This window comes from Pantoea eucalypti, assembly GCF_009646115.1.
Taxonomy (GTDB): Bacteria; Pseudomonadota; Gammaproteobacteria; order Enterobacterales; family Enterobacteriaceae; genus Pantoea; species Pantoea eucalypti.
In genome coordinates this window covers 303529-321554 of record NZ_CP045720.1, presented here as the reverse complement: position 1 = coordinate 321554, position 18026 = coordinate 303529, and the positions used below count along the sequence as shown (strand labels likewise).

At 54.4% G+C, this 18026-nt stretch carries 15 protein-coding genes; 9 read left to right on the top strand and 6 right to left on the bottom strand.

Annotation, left to right across the window (positions count from 1 at the left end; genetic code table 11):
• Positions 1 to 115: 115 nt before the first annotated feature.
• Entirely contained in the window at positions 116 to 964 is an 849-nt protein-coding gene (locus EE896_RS01475; protein WP_003852174.1) for a MurR/RpiR family transcriptional regulator, read from the top strand.
• 92 nt (positions 965 to 1056) lie between these two features.
• On the opposite strand, the gene iolB is transcribed toward EE896_RS01475, so the two are convergent.
• Entirely contained in the window at positions 1057 to 1875 is an 819-nt protein-coding gene (gene iolB, locus EE896_RS01470; protein WP_039660847.1) for a 5-deoxy-glucuronate isomerase, read from the bottom strand.
• A 126-nt stretch (positions 1876 to 2001) separates the two neighbouring features.
• Positions 2002 to 3507 (bottom strand): CoA-acylating methylmalonate-semialdehyde dehydrogenase, encoded by a 1506-nt coding sequence (locus tag EE896_RS01465; protein WP_003852171.1) that lies wholly within the window; start codon positions 3505 to 3507, stop codon positions 2002 to 2004.
• Between the two features lie 421 nt (positions 3508 to 3928).
• Between EE896_RS01465 and EE896_RS01460 the strand changes: the two genes are divergently transcribed.
• Positions 3929 to 4744 (top strand): TIM barrel protein, encoded by an 816-nt coding sequence (locus EE896_RS01460; protein WP_003852169.1) that lies wholly within the window; start codon positions 3929 to 3931, stop codon positions 4742 to 4744.
• 75 nt (positions 4745 to 4819) lie between these two features.
• Here the strand turns inward: EE896_RS01460 and EE896_RS01455 are convergent, their stop codons facing one another.
• Positions 4820 to 6043, bottom strand: coding sequence for an MFS transporter (locus tag EE896_RS01455; protein WP_110410945.1), 1224 nt, complete (start codon positions 6041 to 6043; stop codon positions 4820 to 4822).
• 300 nt (positions 6044 to 6343) lie between these two features.
• Here EE896_RS01455 and EE896_RS01450 point away from each other — a divergent pair, with 300 nt between their 5' ends.
• Entirely contained in the window at positions 6344 to 7399 is a 1056-nt protein-coding gene (locus EE896_RS01450; protein WP_003852166.1) for an AI-2E family transporter, read from the top strand.
• Here the strand turns inward: EE896_RS01450 and EE896_RS01445 are convergent.
• Positions 7388 to 8065 (bottom strand): FadR/GntR family transcriptional regulator, encoded by a 678-nt coding sequence (locus EE896_RS01445; protein ID WP_078805116.1) that lies wholly within the window; start codon positions 8063 to 8065, stop codon positions 7388 to 7390. The two genes, EE896_RS01450 and EE896_RS01445, sit on opposite strands and share 12 nt — an antisense overlap.
• A 148-nt stretch (positions 8066 to 8213) precedes the next feature.
• Between EE896_RS01445 and uxuA the strand changes: the two genes are divergently transcribed.
• The 5 genes from uxuA (at position 8214) to EE896_RS01420 (ending at position 15398) form a co-directional block, all read left to right on the top strand.
• Complete coding sequence (uxuA, locus tag EE896_RS01440; protein ID WP_008926304.1) at positions 8214 to 9398, top strand: mannonate dehydratase; 1185 nt, start codon at positions 8214 to 8216, stop codon at positions 9396 to 9398.
• Positions 9399 to 9671: 273 nt separating this feature from the next.
• A complete protein-coding gene (locus EE896_RS01435) occupies positions 9672 to 11258 on the top strand; it encodes an EAL domain-containing protein (protein WP_140916346.1) in 1587 nt (528 codons plus the stop codon).
• A 461-nt stretch (positions 11259 to 11719) separates the two neighbouring features.
• Entirely contained in the window at positions 11720 to 13225 is a 1506-nt protein-coding gene (gene proP, locus EE896_RS01430) for a glycine betaine/L-proline transporter ProP (RefSeq protein WP_003852158.1), read from the top strand.
• A gap of 127 nt (positions 13226 to 13352) precedes the next feature.
• Positions 13353 to 14330 carry a porphobilinogen synthase gene (hemB, locus tag EE896_RS01425; RefSeq protein ID WP_033734324.1) on the top strand — a complete coding sequence of 326 codons (978 nt, stop codon included), beginning with the start codon at positions 13353 to 13355 and terminating at the stop codon, positions 14328 to 14330.
• A gap of 99 nt (positions 14331 to 14429) precedes the next feature.
• Positions 14430 to 15398 carry a GGDEF domain-containing protein gene (locus EE896_RS01420; protein ID WP_140034149.1) on the top strand — a complete coding sequence of 323 codons (969 nt, stop codon included), beginning with the start codon at positions 14430 to 14432 and terminating at the stop codon, positions 15396 to 15398.
• Between the two features lie 26 nt (positions 15399 to 15424).
• Here the strand turns inward: EE896_RS01420 and EE896_RS01415 are convergent, their stop codons facing one another.
• Positions 15425 to 16447, bottom strand: coding sequence for an alpha/beta fold hydrolase (locus EE896_RS01415; RefSeq protein ID WP_003852152.1), 1023 nt, complete (start codon positions 16445 to 16447; stop codon positions 15425 to 15427).
• A gap of 339 nt (positions 16448 to 16786) precedes the next feature.
• On the opposite strand from EE896_RS01415, the gene EE896_RS01410 reads away from it, so the two are divergent.
• Positions 16787 to 17287: a helix-turn-helix domain-containing protein gene (locus EE896_RS01410; protein WP_003852149.1), complete on the top strand. Its 501-nt coding sequence runs from the start codon at positions 16787 to 16789 to the stop codon at positions 17285 to 17287.
• Here the strand turns inward: EE896_RS01410 and EE896_RS01405 are convergent, their stop codons facing one another.
• The gene (locus tag EE896_RS01405) at positions 17288 to 17947 is read right to left on the bottom strand and encodes an epoxyqueuosine reductase QueH (protein ID WP_003852147.1); all 660 of its coding nucleotides are present in this window, start codon (positions 17945 to 17947) and stop codon (positions 17288 to 17290) included.
• Between the last annotated feature and the right edge of the window lie 79 nt (positions 17948 to 18026).

The following is an 18026-nucleotide window of genomic DNA, read 5'->3' as shown; positions in this document are numbered from 1 at the left end:
TTCATAAAGCCATGAAATAAACTGCGCCGTTAACGCAAAGAAATGAAATTTTCCATCCATCTGGTAATATAGCGCTCATTATGCAGCCATTATTCTAATTATACGGGCAGAAGTGATGAACAATAATCCCACCCAACTTTCTCTCTTGCAGGACGATATTCGTCGCCGCTATGAAACACTGAGCAAGCGTCTTAAACAGGTTGCGCGCTACATCCTTGATAACAGTAACAGTATTGCTTTCGATACCGTCGCTTCGATTGCCCAGCAGGCCGATGTGCCGCCGTCGACGCTGATCCGTTTTGCGAATGCGTTTGGCTTCAGCGGTTTCAACGAAATGAAACAGGTTTTTCGTCAGCACCTGATGGAGGAGACGGTCAACTATACCGAGCGCGCTCGCCTGTTTCGTCAGACCTCAACGGACGACAGCGCCAGTGCCCCTGAAAGCCCAGCGGAGATCCTCAACGTCTTTACGATGGTGAACAGCCAGGCGTTGCAGCAACTGGCGATGCAGGTTAATCCTGAGCAGCTGAACAAGGCAGTGAAACTGCTGAATGAGGCTGAGAACATCTATGTCATCGGCCTGCGTCGCTCCTTTAGCGTCGCCTCCTATCTGGTTTACGCGCTGCGTCACCTGGAGCGTCGCGCGTTTCTGATTGATGGCCTGGGCGGGATGTTTACTGAGCAGCTCAGCCTGGTAAACCCGAAAGATGTGGTGATTGCGATCAGCTACTCGCCTTATGCGCGTGAAGCGGTCGAAGTGGTCGAAATGGGTGCTAAACGTGGCGCGCATCAGATTGCTATTACCGACAGTCAGGTTAGCCCGCTGGCCGCCTTTAGTGATGTCTGCTTTGTGGTGCGTGAAGCGCAGGTCGATGGCTTCCGTTCGCAGGTTGCCTCACTCTGCCTGGCACAGACGCTTGCGGTGTCACTGGCTTTGAACAACGCCGAGAGTTCCGCTCAGTAACCTGCGTTCCGCACAGTAAAAAGGGCAGCCCAATCGGCTGCCCTTTTTGAGGCTATCCACGCACTATGCACGCCTGATAAAACCGCCGTGATTTACGCGTTGCGCGGATAGCTGTCGCTGTTCACCCAGGCGTGATCTTTCTCCCAGCTGAATTTCCACAACCGCACCGGCCCCGCCATCACGTTCAGATAGTAGTTGTTGTAACCTGCCAGCGTCGCCACCGGATGATAGCCGCGCGGCACCATCACCACGTCGCGATTATAGGGTGCCATGCAGACATCCAGTGAGCGGTCGTCGGTGTAGACGCGTTGCATGGCAAAGCCAGGCTCCGGATCGAAACGGTGATAGTAGGTCTCTTCCAGGTAGGTTTCGTTTTCACTCTCCTCCTGATCGTGCTTGTGGCTGGGATACGAGCTGGTATCGCCCTCGTTGGTATAAACCTCAACCACCAGCAGGCTGTCAGCCGGTTCAGTGTCAGGCAGGATATTATGCACCAGGCGCTGATTGCGCCCTTTTCCGCGATGCTCAACACCCACATCCGCTGGTGCAATCAGTCGTGCAGGCAGATTTCCCTGACCGGGCGCGTTACAGACCGCCAGTTCAAGATCGCTGTCTGCATACACTTCCACTTCATCATCATGCGGCACATAAACGGAATAAGGCGGCACGCGTTCGAAAGGCGACATGCGCTTACCGATACCGGGAAACTCAGCATGGCGGGTTTTCACCGAGGCCAGCCCGGCCACCAGCACCAGACACAGCTCTTTATCACCACTGTTGAGGCGCAGGGTTTCCCCTTTCTTCAGCAGATAAGCATCAAACCCTACATAACGCCAGCCAGCACGCTCAGGTGTGACATGCTGAATACGGCCCTGTGCGTCAGGGGCCTGTGCTTTCGACAGTAAAGACATCCCGATCCTCCTCTCTGTCACGATTAACACGGCGAGAGTCACGCGGACGCAATGCCAGCGAACAAAGCGACCGGCAGACTATCCTGCCGGTCGCACACCGTGATCCGTGATCGACGTTGAAATAAATTAGCCTAAGGTTGGCATACTGAATTCAGACACGGTCTGCTGACCGGATGGCCAGCGCACGGTGGCGGTTTTCATGCGCGTATAGAAGCGCACGCCGTCCGGCCCGTGGACATTAAGCGCGCCAAACACGGAACGCTTCCAGCCGCCAAAGCTGTGAAATGCCATCGGCACCGGAACCGGCACGTTGACACCCACCATGCCCGCTTCAACGTTCTGCACAAACTCACGCGCGGTGTGACCGTTGCTGGTGAAAATCGCACTGCCGTTGCCAAACTCATGGCTGTTAACCAGTTGCAGTGCGCTGTCGTAATCCGGTGCGCGCATGATGCTCAGCACCGGCCCAAAAATCTCTTCACGCCAGATCACCATCTCAGAGGTGACGTTATCAAACAGCGTGCCGCCAACGTAGTAACCTTCTGCGTGACCCGCAACCTGCACGTTACGGCCATCCACCACCAGCTTCGCACCTTCCTGCTCGCCTTTATCGATGTAACCCAGCACCTTCTTCTGGTGCGCAGCGGAGACAACCGGACCCATCTCATTTTCTTCGGCACCCTGACTCATTCCCGGGCCGATACGCAGTGCTTTCACCAGCGGTGTCAGGCGGGCAATCAACTTGTCAGCGGTGTCATCACCCACGGCGACAACAACAGGCAGAGCCATACAGCGTTCACCGGCAGAACCAAACGCACCGCCCATGATGGCGTTGACGGTGGCATCCAGATCGGCATCCGGCATAACGATAGCGTGGTTTTTCGCCGCGCCAAATGCCTGCACTCGCTTGCCGTGGGCGCTGGCGGTCTTATAGATATGCTCAGCTACGCCTGAAGAGCCGACAAAGCTCACCGCGGCAATGCGCGGATCCTTATAGAGCTGCTCAGCATCTTCATTAGAGCTGTGCACCACGTTGAATACGCCATCCGGCAGGCCCGCTTCGGTCAGGAGCTCGGCCATACGCACGGCCGCAGACGGATCCAGCGCCGGTGGCTTCAGGACAAAGGTGTTACCGCAGGCCAGTGCGATCGGGAACATCCACAATGGCACCATCGCCGGGAAGTTGAACGGCGTAATGCCCGCCACGACGCCAACCGGCTGCATCAGCGAGAAGCTGTCAACGCCGCCGCCGACGTTCGGGGAATATTCGCCTTTGAGCAAATGAGGGATCCCGCAGGCAAACTCAATCACTTCAATGCCACGCGTCAGTTCACCCAGTGCATCGGACCAGACTTTGCCATGCTCAGAGACAATCAGCGCTGCCAGCTCATCACGATGCTGCTCCATCAGGGCTTTAAAGTTAAACAGAACGCGGGCGCGACGCAGCGGCGAAGTTTTAGACCAGGCTGAAAATGCGTCATGCGCGACACCAATCGCCTGAGCCACTTCATCAGCGGTACTTTGCGTCAGTTCACGAACCACTTTGCCGGTTGCCGGATCGTAAACAGGAATGGTTTCGTTGCTGGCGCTGAACGTGATTTTACCGCCAATAAAGTTACCTATGGTTGTCATGATGTTGCCTCTTAAGATGGTTAAGTTCCCTGCAGACGGGCCCTGTGGCCTGCCACACTGCCTGACCAGGCAAACCTGAAAGCGTGCTATGAAGCTATTACAGTGGAATAAATTTTTCAAATAGTTATTTTTGGAAAATTTGATTTTAGCGGCACAGATCGCATTTTTATTGTCCACCCCTGTCTGACCGCGTGATGAGAGCAGCAGAGCAATATTACCGGTCAGCCTTAGCGTAACAGGGGAATTACCGCGGCGTGGATTACGTCTGTTTCTGCGAAGTCGATCCAGCGTTGACGCATCAGCGTGAAACGAAATATGAAATTAATGCGAGGCTGATCTAATAAAATATATTTCATAATTCACTAATTATGAAATAAATGTTTTCTTTGGTTGCAACATTCTCATGTTCCGGAGTTAGCGCATGGCCATCGACCCAACCCGTTTCTGTATCAACCGCAAAATTGCGCCCCGGCTCTCGCTGGAAGCCTTCTTTCAGCTGGTTCAGCGTCTGGGCCTGAGCAAGGTTGAACTGCGTAATGATATGCCCGGCGGCAGCGTCACTGACGATCTCAGCACCGATCAACTGCGCGCCCTGGCCGACAGATACCACATTGATATCATCAGCATTAATGCGCTCTATCCGTTTAACCATATTGATGATGCGCTGCTGAGCCGGGCCGAGGCGCTGTTACAGACAGCACAACAGATTGGTGCAAAAGCGCTGGTGATGTGTCCGCTGAATGAGGGGATTACCGTGTCGCCTCAGCAGACACAGGCGGCGATGCAGGCGCTGGCGCCGCGCTTTGCCCACTATGGCATTCTGGGGCTGGTGGAGCCACTGGGTTTCCCGGTCAGCTCACTGCGTTCGATCGTGCAGGCGCAGGCGTTGATCGCTGCGGCAGGTGTGCCTTTTAAGCTGTTGCTGGATACTTTTCATCATCATCTCTATGAGAAGGCTGAACAGGAATTCCCGGTGGGTATCGATATTGACCAGATTGGACTGGTGCACCTTTCAGGCGTGGAAGATCAACGTCCGACCGCCGAACTGACCGACGAAGAACGCATCATGCTGAATGACAATGATGTGCTGAAGAGCGTGGTGCAGGTTAAACGGCTGGAGATGCTTGGCTATAAGGGCGTCTACGCCTTTGAGCCGTTCTCCGGTCAGCTCAACAGCTGGACCCCGGCGGAGATTGAACGCCAGATCCGCCACAGTATTGAACTGCTGCAGGCCTGAATCCTGCTGCATCCCGCATTTATCCGTTTATCTGTGTCTGAAAAGACGTTATGGCCCGCTGCTGGGCCATTTTTTTTATTCTGAAGAACCGTCTGCTGCTGACTGCGATGCCTGACGCTTCAGCAGCCGCAGCGTGCAGAAAAACGCGACACAGACCAGCAGCGCCGTGAGCAGATAGACGCGTGAGACATCCGCATAATTCATGATGAATCCGGCCAGTGGCCCGGTTATCCCCAGCGACAGATCCATAAAGGCGGTATAGGTTGCCAGGGCGCTGCCCTGATTCTGCTGCGGCACCACTTTTACCGCCACCACGCCCAGCGCCGGGAACACCAGAGAAAAACCTGCCCCGGTCAGAAAGGCACCCGCGTTTGCCATCCAGGGATTACCCGCGGCGGCGACCAGAAACAGTCCGGCCGCTTCAACCGCCAGACAAACGCTGGCGACCCGCAGACCGCCGTGGCGGTTAATCGCATTGGGAAACAGCAGGCGTGCGCCAACAAAAGCCATGCTGAACAGGGAAAGCGCAAAAGCGGCTCCCTGCCAGCCTTTATCCTGATAGAACAGCGTGATAAAGGTGGCGATAACGCCAAAACCCGCCGATCCCATCGCCAGAATCGCACCAAAACCGGCGATTTTTCCCAGCACAGCCCGAAACGGCAGCGGTCTGGCGCGGCTGGCTTTTACAGCCGGACGCGGCACGGCGCAGACGATGCCCACGACACAGATGGCAACAATGACCAGTGACAGCCACAGCAAACCGCCTGCCTGGAAGATCACTACGCCGAGCGGTGCGCCAATGGCCATCGCGCCATAGGTGACGATCCCGTTCCAGGATATTACCCGACCAATGTGCAGTGAACCCACCCTTGCCACTCCCCACAACGAGGTGCCGGTGCCGGTAAAACTCTGGCCCACGCCCAGAATCAACCGGCCCACGCAGAGCAGGATCAGGCTCCACATCGGTGATGCGATCAGGGCCGCCAGCAGAATACACAATCCGCTGATCAGACAGCCTACCAGGCCCGTGACCACCACTTTTTTGGGTCCCCAGAGATCGGCATAGCGCCCAGCATGTGGCCGGCTCAGCAGCGTCGCAACATATTGCAGGCTGATCACCAGGCCGGCCCAGAACGCGCTGAAGCCCAGCTGGTCATGCACCCAGCCTGGCAATACCGCCAGCGGCAGACCAATGGTGAGATAGCTGGCAAAGTTGTAGGCCACAATAGAGAGGATCAGCAGAGAGATATTCAGGTTGCCATGTGGGGTAGTCGGTTCCGCTGCAGGCTGTTCAGGCATGCGTCCTCACGATCGTATTTGGCTGAATGATAAGGTTTATCCCTTAACTATACCCGCTTTCGCCTCCTGCGCATCACAATGGCACGGTTATCTGGCGAACACGACAGCGCGGACATGCTGCAGATAACCGGATGAAAACAGCCACAAGGGAGAGTGGCTGTTCTGTTGCTATAGCTGAGTGCTGTGGCGCTAATACTCTCGCCACTTTGCCGCCGCGCTTTACCGTTTCTCTGATAAATCAGATTGTTAATTTTCTTTCAGCTACACTTTCAACAGCCAATTTACGTTATGAGAGAGAGAATGAGCGAGCTGCAACGGGAAAAGATCGGACAAAATATTCTGATAAAACTGGCGATGCTGGTCATCATCCTCGCCGGGGTTCGGGCAGCGTCCGATATTCTGGTTCCGCTTTTGCTGGCGGCGTTCTTTGCAATTGTACTCAACCCACTGGTGACGATGCTGATGCGCCGGGGCTTTCGCCGTGGACTGGCCATTGGCCTGGTTATCACGGTGATCTTCTGCGCACTTGTGCTGCTGGGCGCCATCATCGCCAGCTCAATGAGCGAGTTTTCCGACCTCTACCCGCAACTACGTGCCACGATGGAGCAGAAGATGACGGTGCTGCAACATCTGGCGGCAGGCTTTCATATCAATATCTCAACAGATGCGCTGGTACAGCGTTTCGATCCTAACACTATGATGAACCTGGCAAGCGTGGCGCTGAGCGGCTTTTCCGGTGCGATGACCAATACTGTGCTGCTGGTGCTGACCGTGGTCTTTATGCTGTTTGAGGTTCATCACCTGCCCTATAAAATGCGTAACGCGCTGGTGAATCCTAAAATCCGCATCGCCGGGCTGCATAAAGCGTTGAAAGGGGTCACGCACTATCTGGCGCTGAAAACGCTGGTGAGTCTGATTACCGGCATCGCGGTCTGGCTGAGTCTTTATCTGCTGGATGTGAAGTTCGCGCTGCTCTGGGGTGTCGTGGCATTTATCCTCAATTTCATTCCCAATATTGGTCCGATTATCGCCGGTATCCCGCCCTTACTTCAGGCGCTGTTACTGAACAGTCTGTTTGATGCCGCGATGGTGGCGGCGCTGTTTACCGCGATTCACATGGTGTTCGGCAATATGCTGGAACCGCGACTGATGGGTCGCGGTCTGGGCTTATCAACGCTGGTGGTGTTCCTGTCGCTGGTGTTCTGGGGCTGGCTGCTCGGGCCGGTCGGCATGCTGCTCTCGGTGCCGCTGACCAGCATTACCAAAATCCTGATGGAAACTACGCCAGGCGGCAGTCGTCTGGCGATTATGCTGGGCACCGGACGACCTAAGCGGGCGCGGGGATTAACCAAGTAGCTGCTGCTGCACGTGCTGCAGATGGTTCTCCATCGCCTGACGGGCAGCCGCTTCATCGCCCGCCACGATGGCCTCGGCGATCTGCTGATGGTCAGCATTCATCTCGCGTGCGAAGTTATTATCAGCATAATGGCGCTCCAGTCGCTGCACATGCGGACTGTGCCGCCGGTTCCATAACTGCTCCAGCAGGTCGCGTAACACATCATTGCCGCTCATCTCGCTGATGAGCAGGTGAAAGCGTTTGTCCTGCTCCAGGAAAGCCGCATCGTTTGCATTGTACTGCTGCAGTTCAGCGGTCAGCGCCAGCAGTGCCGCGCGCTGAACGGCGGTGCCGTTACGTGCGGCAAATCCCGCCAGCATCCCTTCAAAGGCTTCCCGCGCCTGCAGCAGGTCCTGCAGACTGCAACTCTCCTGCGGAACGGCGGCCTGCGGCAGTGGCTGCGCGACGTAGACGCCGTTGCCCGTGCGGATATCGACCCAGCCGGTCATTTCCAGCGCAATCAATGCTTCACGCACTGACGAGCGGCTGACACCCAGCTGTTTTGCCAGCTCGCGCTCTGGCGGCAGTAAGCCTCCTGCCGCAAAGTCACCGCGCGTAATGCCGGCCATAATGACGTTGGCGATCTGACGATACAGTCGCTCAGTTTTAATAACGGGTAGCGTCATCACCCTCTCCTCTTCGTCCGCTTAAAACCGATCACATCGCTGATGCAGTTTGTGATGCTGCGATCCGGATCACGGCCCTGTTTTGTCCACTATCATACTCTTGGCCCAGCGGCCTGACCACTGGGCCACATCACACTAAGGAGTAATAATGGAACATACATGGCGATGGTACGGCCCAAACGACCCGGTATCCCTGGATGATGCGCGTCAGGCGGGTGCGACCGGCATTGTAACGGCGCTGCACCATATCCCTAACGGCGAGGTGTGGCCGGTTGAAGAGATTAAAGCACGCCAGGCCCTGCTGGCTGAAAAAGGTCTGGTCTGGTCGGTGGTCGAAAGTATCCCGGTCCATGAGGCGATCAAAACTCAGCGGGGTGACTACCTTCGCTACATTGCCAATTACCAGCAGTCGATACGCAATCTGGCTGCCTGCGGCATTGATACCGTCTGCTACAACTTCATGCCGGTGCTGGACTGGACGCGCACCGACCTCGCCTGGACGCTGCCAGATGGCGCAAAAGCGCTGCGCTTCGACGCTGATGCGTTTGCCGCCTTTGAGCTTTATCTGCTACAGCGCCCGGGCGCGGAGAAGGATTACAGCGCTGCCGAGCAGCAGGCCGCAGCGCAGCGCTTTTCCGCCATGAGCGCAGAAGAGAAAAACACCCTGGTGCGCAATATTATCGCCGGTCTGCCAGGTGCTGAAGAGGGTTACACCCTGGCGCAGTTTCAGGCGCAACTGGCACAGTATGACGGTATTGATAAAGCGAAACTGCGCGAGCATATGGCAACGTTTCTGCGCGCCATCGTGCCGGTTGCGGAAGAGACGGGCGTTAAACTGGCGGTGCATCCGGACGATCCACCGCGTCCTATTCTGGGTCTGCCACGCATTATCTCCACGCAGGAAGATATGCAGTGGCTGAAAGAAACCGTGGACAGCCTGCACAACGGATTCTGCTTCTGTACCGGCTCTTATGGTGTGCGTGCCGATAATGCGCTGGTTGAGATGGCGGAAACCTATGCCGACCGCATCAACTTTGTCCATCTGCGCGCCACGAAGCGCGAAGCTAATCCCGCCAGCTTCCATGAAGCGGCGCATCTGGCGGGCGATGTCGATATGGTCGGCGTGATCAAAGTCATTCTGGCGGAAGAGCAGCGCCGTCGCCGTGCAGGCAACCTGCGGGCAATACCTATGCGTCCCGATCACGGTCATCAGATGCTGGACGACCTGCATAAACGCACGAATCCGGGTTACTCAGCCATTGGACGTCTTAAAGGTCTTGCTGAACTGCGCGGCGTTGAAGTCGCCTTGAAACAGATCTATTTTGCTCATTAAGTCAACGGCTACCCTGTGCCCGATTCTGACGGGCCAGGGTCTCTGCTGGCCGCAATGAGATGTTTTCCTCCGCGTTACTTATCCCTGCCTGATTTCTGCCGAATTCAAATGAAAGCAAAACAACCCCCTCAATTAAGGCTGTGTCGGGTCGATAATTGACCTGAGTCAGTTCTGTTGCTCGCAAAAACGCTAATCTGCCTGGCCCGGAGAAATGCTATGCTGCGCAACTGTTCAGCCCCTGCATAAAACGAATAATACTCAGAGGATTCAGCGGTGCCGCTACTGAAACGAAAACGCGACTATGCCAGGCTGGTGATTATTTTCTCCGGTGTGCTGCCTCTGCTTATTGGCCTTTTTTTTACTGCTCTGGATGCGCGCCACACCGTCCAGCAGCATCAGGTGAATGCAGCCAATACCCTGCTCTCTCAGGCTGAAAGAATGAGTGACAGCGCCTGGGATATGATTAATACGCTGCGCCAGTTTCAGTATCAGCCCTGCAGTCAGATTCAGAATCAGTTACAGCGCATCGGCTCACTGAATCCCTATTTCCGCGCAGTCGGTAAAATTGAAGAAAACAGAATTGGCTGTTCGTCAGCATATGGAACCATGCCGGGTTTACTGAAAGATATGATCATGCGCGATGCGCCGGTCACCGGAAAAGCCTGGTGGAGCCTGTCAATTGCCGGCACCTCCGGTGTGCCGGATCGCCCGGCCGTGATTTTTTTGCGTGACCTGCCTGATGGCGTGGGATTCTGGGCAGTGGTTGATGGCCAGTATCTGCTTGATCTGATGCGCGCTATCAGCAGCACTCACCGCTATCATTTCAGCATGGCATTCAGCGACGGCGCCCCCATCTCGTTTGGTGACCCACAAATTGCTGCATCCGGCTGGTTTGAGCCTCTGATTTATGAGGCCCGTTCAAACCGCTACCCGCTCTCTGTCACTCTGATTGCCTCGCCCACTGAGCTGATCTCTGCCTGGCGCCAGGTGATTTTTATTATCATGCCGATGGCGGCGATCTTTTCTGTTCTGCTGATGATGCTGACGGCGAACTGGCTGCGACGGCGTATTTCATGGCGCGATGAGATTCGCCGGGCCATCATCTGCGGCCAGTTCAGGGCGCACTATCAGCCAGTCTATGATAACCGGCGGCAACGCTGTAGCGGTGCAGAGGTGCTGCTGCGCTGGACAACGTCCGACGGTAACGGCGTTCGGCCTGATATTTTTATTGGTGCAGCAGAAGCGGAAGGGATGATTGTGCCGCTGACCCGCCACCTGCTCGATTTGATTGCAGAGGATGTGCAGAGCTGGCAGGTGGATCCCCATTTTCACCTTGCGATTAACGTGGCGGCGGAGCATCTGCAGCATCCTGATTTTGTTCGCGATATGCTGCAATTCGCCGACAAAATAAAAGATAAGCAGTTTGTCATTACGCTTGAGCTGACTGAGCGCAGTCTGATTAAAGAGGGTGAAGCGGTGGCGCGTAAGCTGGAGCAGTTACGCCATGCGGGTATGAAGGTTGCGATTGATGATTTTGGTACCGGCCACTGCTCACTGAGTTACTTACAGACCTTCACGCTGGATTATCTGAAAATCGATCGTGGATTCATTAACGCTATCGAATCGCTGGAAGGCGAAACGCCAGTGCTGGATGCGATCATCAATCTCAGTCACAGTCTGGCGCTGGAGGTGCTGGGTGAAGGTGTGGAAACGGAGCTGCAATTTTGCTATCTCCAACAGCGCGGCGTCGTGTTTATTCAGGGTTTTTATTACGCCCGCCCGATGGATAACACATCGCTGGCAGAGTGGCTGGCGCGTCAGGGGGATCAGCGTGTGCTGGCTGACCCGTGTCACGTTTGAACCTCCGCAGCACATCGAAAACCGGACGACACCGAAACCGGGATTGCCACCCGCGGCTCTTGCGCCAGCTCGTTCACCGACGAATAATGTCCAGCCCCCGACCCTTCGCACTGAACCGTCGGACAGGGATCCCTCCCGTTAAGCGCAAATAAACATCACTTGCGCAGACAATCTGCTGAAAAAAACGGCTGTCGTCACGCAGCGTGATAATTTTTTTGCGGTGCTAAACAGTCATAAAGATTGCCGGAACAGGTCAGCATTAGCTCAAACATGACAGATATCACACAAAAACGGTATACTCTGTCGCTGTTTGCAATAATCACAACAGTAATTATTGTGTTCGCTGGCGCGTAATGAGCGCTTAATTACGGCTATGCTTAAATTTCTCAACGCAGCGGTCTGAACGATTTACCACGGCTCGCGCCGTTGAGGACTTTCGTGTTCCATTACAGGGTAATTCTATGAAATTGCGTAGGAAGCGTGTAAAACCAATTGGGATCAATGATGTCACCATCATTGATGATGCTCGTTTACGTAAAGCCATCACTGCGGCCTCTCTGGGTAACGCGATGGAATGGTTTGACTTCGGTGTGTATGGCTTCGTGGCCTATGCGCTGGGTAAAGTCTTCTTCCCGGACGTGTCACCCGGCATTCAGATGATTGCTGCACTGGCAACCTTCTCTGTACCCTTCCTGATCCGTCCGCTGGGTGGCCTCTTCTTCGGTATGCTGGGCGACAAATATGGTCGTCAGAAAATCCTCTCCATTACCATTATCATCATGTCGGTCAGTACCTTCTGTATCGGCCTGATACCGTCCTATGCGTCTATCGGCATCTGGGCACCGATTCTGCTGCTGCTTGCGAAGATGGCGCAGGGCTTCTCCGTGGGCGGTGAATATACCGGCGCCTCAATCTTCGTGGCGGAGTATTCGCCTGACCGCAAACGCGGCTTTATGGGAAGCTGGCTCGACTTTGGCTCAATTGCGGGCTTTGTACTCGGTGCGGGTCTGGTCGTGCTGATCTCTTCTGTTATCGGAGAAGCACGTTTCCTTGAGTGGGGCTGGCGTCTGCCGTTCTTCGTGGCGCTGCCGCTGGGCATTATCGGCCTTTATCTGCGTCATGCGCTGGAAGAGACCCCGGCATTCCAGCAGCATGTGGACAAACTGGAACAGGGTGACCGCGAAGGCCTGCAGGATGGTCCGAAAGTCTCGTTTAAGGAAATTGCAACCAAACACTGGCGCAGCCTGCTCTCCTGTATCGGTCTGGTTATCGCCACCAACGTCACCTACTACATGTTACTGACGTATATGCCGAGTTACCTGTCGCATAACCTGCACTACAGCGAAGACCATGGTGTGATGATTATCATCGCTATCATGATCGGTATGCTGTTTGTTCAGCCTGTGATCGGCATGATGAGTGACCGCTTTGGCCGTCGTCCCTTTGTTATCATCGGCAGTATCGCTCTGCTGGTCTTTGCCATTCCCGCCTTTATGATGATTAACAGTGGCGTGCTGGGACTGATTTTTGGTGGTCTGCTGCTGATGGCCGTTATTCTTAACTCGTTTACCGGTGTCATGGCCTCGTCGCTGCCTGCGATGTTCCCGACCCATATCCGTTACAGTGCGCTGGCCAGTGCGTTTAACATCTCTGTACTGGTTGCGGGTCTGACGCCAACGCTGGCCGCCTGGCTGGTTGAAACCACCAACAATCTTTACATGCCAGCCTACTACCTGATGGTGGTGGCGATCATTGGTCTGATTACCGGTCTTTCCATGAAAGAGACGGCAAACAAGCCACTGAAAGGTGCAACGCCAGCTGCGTCCGATATGGAAGAAGCGCGCGAAATCCTGCAGGAACATCACGATAACATCGAGAACAAAATCGAAGATATCGATGCAGAGATCGCCCGCCTGGAAGCGAAACGTAAAAACCTGGTGCAGCAGCATCCGGATATCAACGAGTAATCGTTCTGCTCTCCCGTCGCCCGGCGGGAGAGCGCTTTTCCCTCTCTGTTACCGCACACAAACCTTCATCCCTCGCGGTCAAAGGGAGTAAACTGTTGTTACTTTTTTCACCTGCGTAAGAATGAAAATGTCTGATTATTCCCTTATCCAGCGCCCAAGAAGATTGCGCGCCAGCGCCTCAATGCGTGAAATGTTCCAGGAGTCATCCCTGAGCCTGAACGATCTGGCTCTGCCTATCTTTGTTGAAGAAGAAGTCGACGATTACAAAGCGATTCAGGCGATGCCTGGCGTGATGCGAATTCCGGAAAAGCGTCTCGCCTATGAGATTGAGCGCATCGCCAAAGCGGGCATCCGCTCGGTGATGACCTTCGGTATTTCTCACCACACCGACGCCACCGGCAGCGATGCCTGGAACGAAAACGGTCTGGTGGCGCGCATGTCGCGCATCTGCAAAGATACCGTACCGGAAATGATTGTGATGTCTGACACCTGCTTCTGTGAATACACCAGCCACGGCCACTGTGGTGTGCTCTGTGATCACGGCGTCGATAACGATGCAACCCTGGCAAACCTGGGCAAGCAGGCCGTTGTTGCCGCCGCAGCCGGTGCAGACTTCATCGCCCCGTCAGCGGCGATGGATGGTCAGGTTGAGGCGATTCGCCGCGCACTTGATGCGGCAGGCTTCACCCAGACCGCCATCATGTCTTATTCCACCAAATTCGCTTCATCGTTTTACGGCCCGTTCCGTGAAGCGGCCGGAACGGCGCTGAAAGGCGACCGTAAAACCTACCAGATGAACCCGATGAACCGTCGGGAAGCGATCCGTGAATCGTTGCTTGATGCGGCGCAGGGCGCGGACTCATTGATGGTGAAACCGGCAGGCGCTTATCTGGATATTCTGCGCGATATCCGCGAACGCACCGAACTGCCGCTGGCGGCTTATCAGGTGAGTGGCGAATACGCGATGATTAAATTTGCCGCACAGGCCGGTGCCATTGATGAGCGCAATGTGGTGCTGGAAAGCCTCGGTGCGATTAAACGCGCCGGAGCCGACCTCATTTTCAGCTATTTCGCCCTTGATCTCGCCGAACAAAAAGTGCTCTGATCCCCTCCTCATAAAGAGCGTGGTCGCTGTATCACGCTCTTCTTCGCTGTTAGGCACACACCAGAACCTGGCTTCAGCTAAAAACCAAAGGGCTCTGTGATGAAAGCACCTGAAATCGCCGCCGACGAGGCACAACGTTTATCGCAGTTGCGTGCGCTGAACATAATGAATACGCCAGCGGAAGAACGATTTGATCGTTTAACTCGCCTGGCGCGCCGCCTGTATGACGTGCCTATCGCGTTAGTCAGCCTGCTGGAAGAAGATCACCAGTGGTTTAAATCTGCACAGGGTTATACGCCTACCGGATCGCCACGGAATATCTCGTTTTGCGGCCACGCTATCCTGCAGGATGAAATCATGATCGTTGAAGATGCGTTACAGGATGAACGTTTTCACGATAATCCGCTGGTGACTGGCGAACCACACATTCGCTTTTATGCGGGCTGTCCGCTGCGTGCGCCGGGCGGTGCCAAAATGGGTACGTTCTGTATTATTGGTCGTGAGCCGCGTCAGTTTAATGAAGAGGATCAGGCCACCATGCGCGATCTCGCCGCCATGGCTGAAGCGGAATTGATCGCCTTTCAGACGGCTACCTGTGATGAACTGACGCAGATTACCAATCGCCGCGGTTTTATGACGCTGGGACAGATGGTGCTTAATGAGTGCCAGAGGAAAAACCGTCCCGCCTGTCTGACTTTTCTCGATCTCGATAAGTTTAAGCAGATTAATGACACACTGGGCCATCGCGAAGGCGATCGCGCGCTGATGGACTTTGCCAATGCGATGAAAGTGGCGTTCAAACATTCCGACCTGTTTGCCCGCCTGGGCGGCGATGAGTTTGTGGTGCTGTTTGATGGCCTGCAGCAGCAGCAGAGTGAAGCGCTGCTCATGCAGTTCGACCGTTATCTGCACCAGCAGTCAGTCAGCCTGAACCGACGTTACCGCCTGCAGTTCTCTTCCGGCGTGGTAGAGTTTGACCCGGCCAATCCGCAATCGCTGGAACAGTTACTGCACGACAGCGATAAACAGATGTATCTGACTAAAAATCAGAAACGCATTGCCGTGTAAGGTCAGGCGCCGCAGCGCCTGAGGGGTCAGGGACGGGCCAGATCGTCGAGCAGCGTCTGATTAAACTTAGCCGGATCTTCCATTTGTGGTGCGTGCCCCATGCCAGGAAATTCAATTAAGCGCGCGCCCGGGATACGTTTAGCCGCCTCTTTTCCCAGCACCGCATAATCACCCAACCGGGCTTTCACCTCCGCCGGTGCGATATCACTGCCAATGGCCGTGGTATCTGACGTACCGATTATCAGAGTGGTCGGCACCCTGAGATCGCCGAACTCATAAAACACCGGTTGAGTGAAGATCATGTCGTAGATTAAGGCGGAGTTCCACGCCACCTTCTGATGGCCCGGCCCACTGTTTAGTCCGGCCAGCATATCGACCCACTTATCATATTCAGGTTTCCAGCGCCCGACATAGTAAGTCTGCTGTTCATACTTCTTAATACCCGCCGCGCTGAGTTTGAGTTCGCGCTGATACCACTGATCCACCGAACGCCACGGTGCACCTTTGGCTTTCCAGTCCTCCAGCCCTATCGGGTTAACCAGTACCAGCTTCTGCGTCTGCGCCGGGTACATCAACGCATAACGCGTTGCCAGCATCCCGCCGGTTGAATGACCGACAATGACCGCCTTCTCCACTCCCAGCCGTGCAAGCAGCTGATGGGTGTTCTCTGCCAGTTGCTGAAAACTGTATTGATAGCTGGCGGGCTTGGTCGAGCTGCAGAAGCCAATCTGGTCGGGCGCGATAACGCGATATCCCTGCTGACTCAGTGCGCGAATCGTCTCTTCCCAGGTCGCGCCACAGAAGTTTTTACCGTGCATCAGCACCACGGTTTTGCCGTTGGCACGTTGCACCGGTTTGACATCCATAAAGCCCATGCTCAGCGGTTGCTGCTGAGACTGAAAGTCAAAATGCTGCAGAGGATAGGGATATTGAAACCCCTCCAGCTGTTCGCCATACACAGACGCAGCATGGGCAGGTGCATGAGCCAATAAGGCCAGCGAGGTGAGCAAGGCGGCAAGCGGTTTTTTCAGCGCGTATGTCGGGCTCATCCGGGGGTACTCCATGTTAAAGGTGAGTCGTAAGCCTGGCATGTCATTGTGAAAAATCTATTGCCAGGCGGTGCTATCACGTTAATAACACGGCGGCTGCCAGGATTCATCAGGAGGTGGTCAGCGGCATAGCGCCTGATTTAATTTTTATCTGCCAGATATCAATCATCTATATTTCCCAACAGATTTATCACAATTCATCTAATTTAATAAAAAACGGCTGTTCGGATGAATAATATCAGGAGATAAAAACTCAAAACCTGAAAAATGTTTACGCAAAGAATAAGAACATTAAGGTAGATTTTTCACATTCGTGATGAATTTAACCGTGGAGTCGCTATGAGCGAAAATAAATATAATGAAAGCGTAATCATCTCTGTCACTGAATGGATTAATAATAATCCTGGCCAGCGCCTGAGTGTTGATGATATTGCCATAAAGGCAGGTTATTCCAGATGGTATTTACAGAAACTCTTTGCCCGTTACCATAATGAAACACTGGCGCGTTATATTCGTAAGAGAAAACTTAACGCCAGCATTCATGATTTAAAAAACAGCCAGACACCTGTTATCACTCTGGCACTGAAATACCATTTTGAAAGCCAGCAATCTTTTACCCGCTCTTTTAAACAGATTATGGGTTGCACGCCGAGCACCTGTCGCAAACGTCAGATGAACCACAAGGCGAAACAGCAGCTGGCTGAGGTAGCGCATCCCTGTACCTTATGCAGCTTTGTGCGTGAGGAAAGTATAAAGCCGGATGCTGGCGTAACAGTCCGGCCTGTTACGCACTTCACGCACGAATATACGCAGGCTGAGCCATTCCGCGACAGGGGTTAATCAGGCTTCATCCGGCTGATAATATTGCACGCCAATCTGAATGCGCTCACGCCCCTGGGCGACGCGATGACGATTGGTGTCGCGCAGTGAATAGACGCAGCCACAATATTCCTGCTGATAAAAACTCTCGCGCTTACTGATTTCAATCATGCGCGAAGACCCACCGCCTTTACGCCAGTTAAAATCCCAGTACATCAGATCCGGATATGCTGACGCGGCGCGGACACCACAGCTGTTAATCTGCTTCATATCTTTCCAGCGTGAGATCCCCAGGCAACTGGTCATCACCGGGAAGCCGTTCTCATGGGCATAGAGTGCCGTACGCTCAAAACGCATATCAAAGCACATGGTGCAGCGCTCACCCCGTTCCGGTGACCACTCCAGCCCGCGCGCGCGCTCAAACCAGTTATCCCGGTCATAGTCCGCATCCACAAACGGCACACCAAATTTTTCGGCAAAGCGAATATTCTCCTCTTTTCGCAGCTCATACTCTTTGAGCGGGTGAATATTCGGGTTGTAAAAATAAATGGTGTATTCAATACCGGATGCCAGCATCGCTTCCATCACTTCACCCGAACAGGGCGCGCAACAGGAGTGCAGCAGGACTTTTTTATGACCGCCCGGCAGCGGCAGCGGCTGGCGCTGGAAAGGTTCAGACATAAGCACCTTCAATCAATGGCTGAAAAGCAGCAGTGTAATGCTGCAAGCAGTCAGTTGCAAAACGGGTCTGATATGCCTC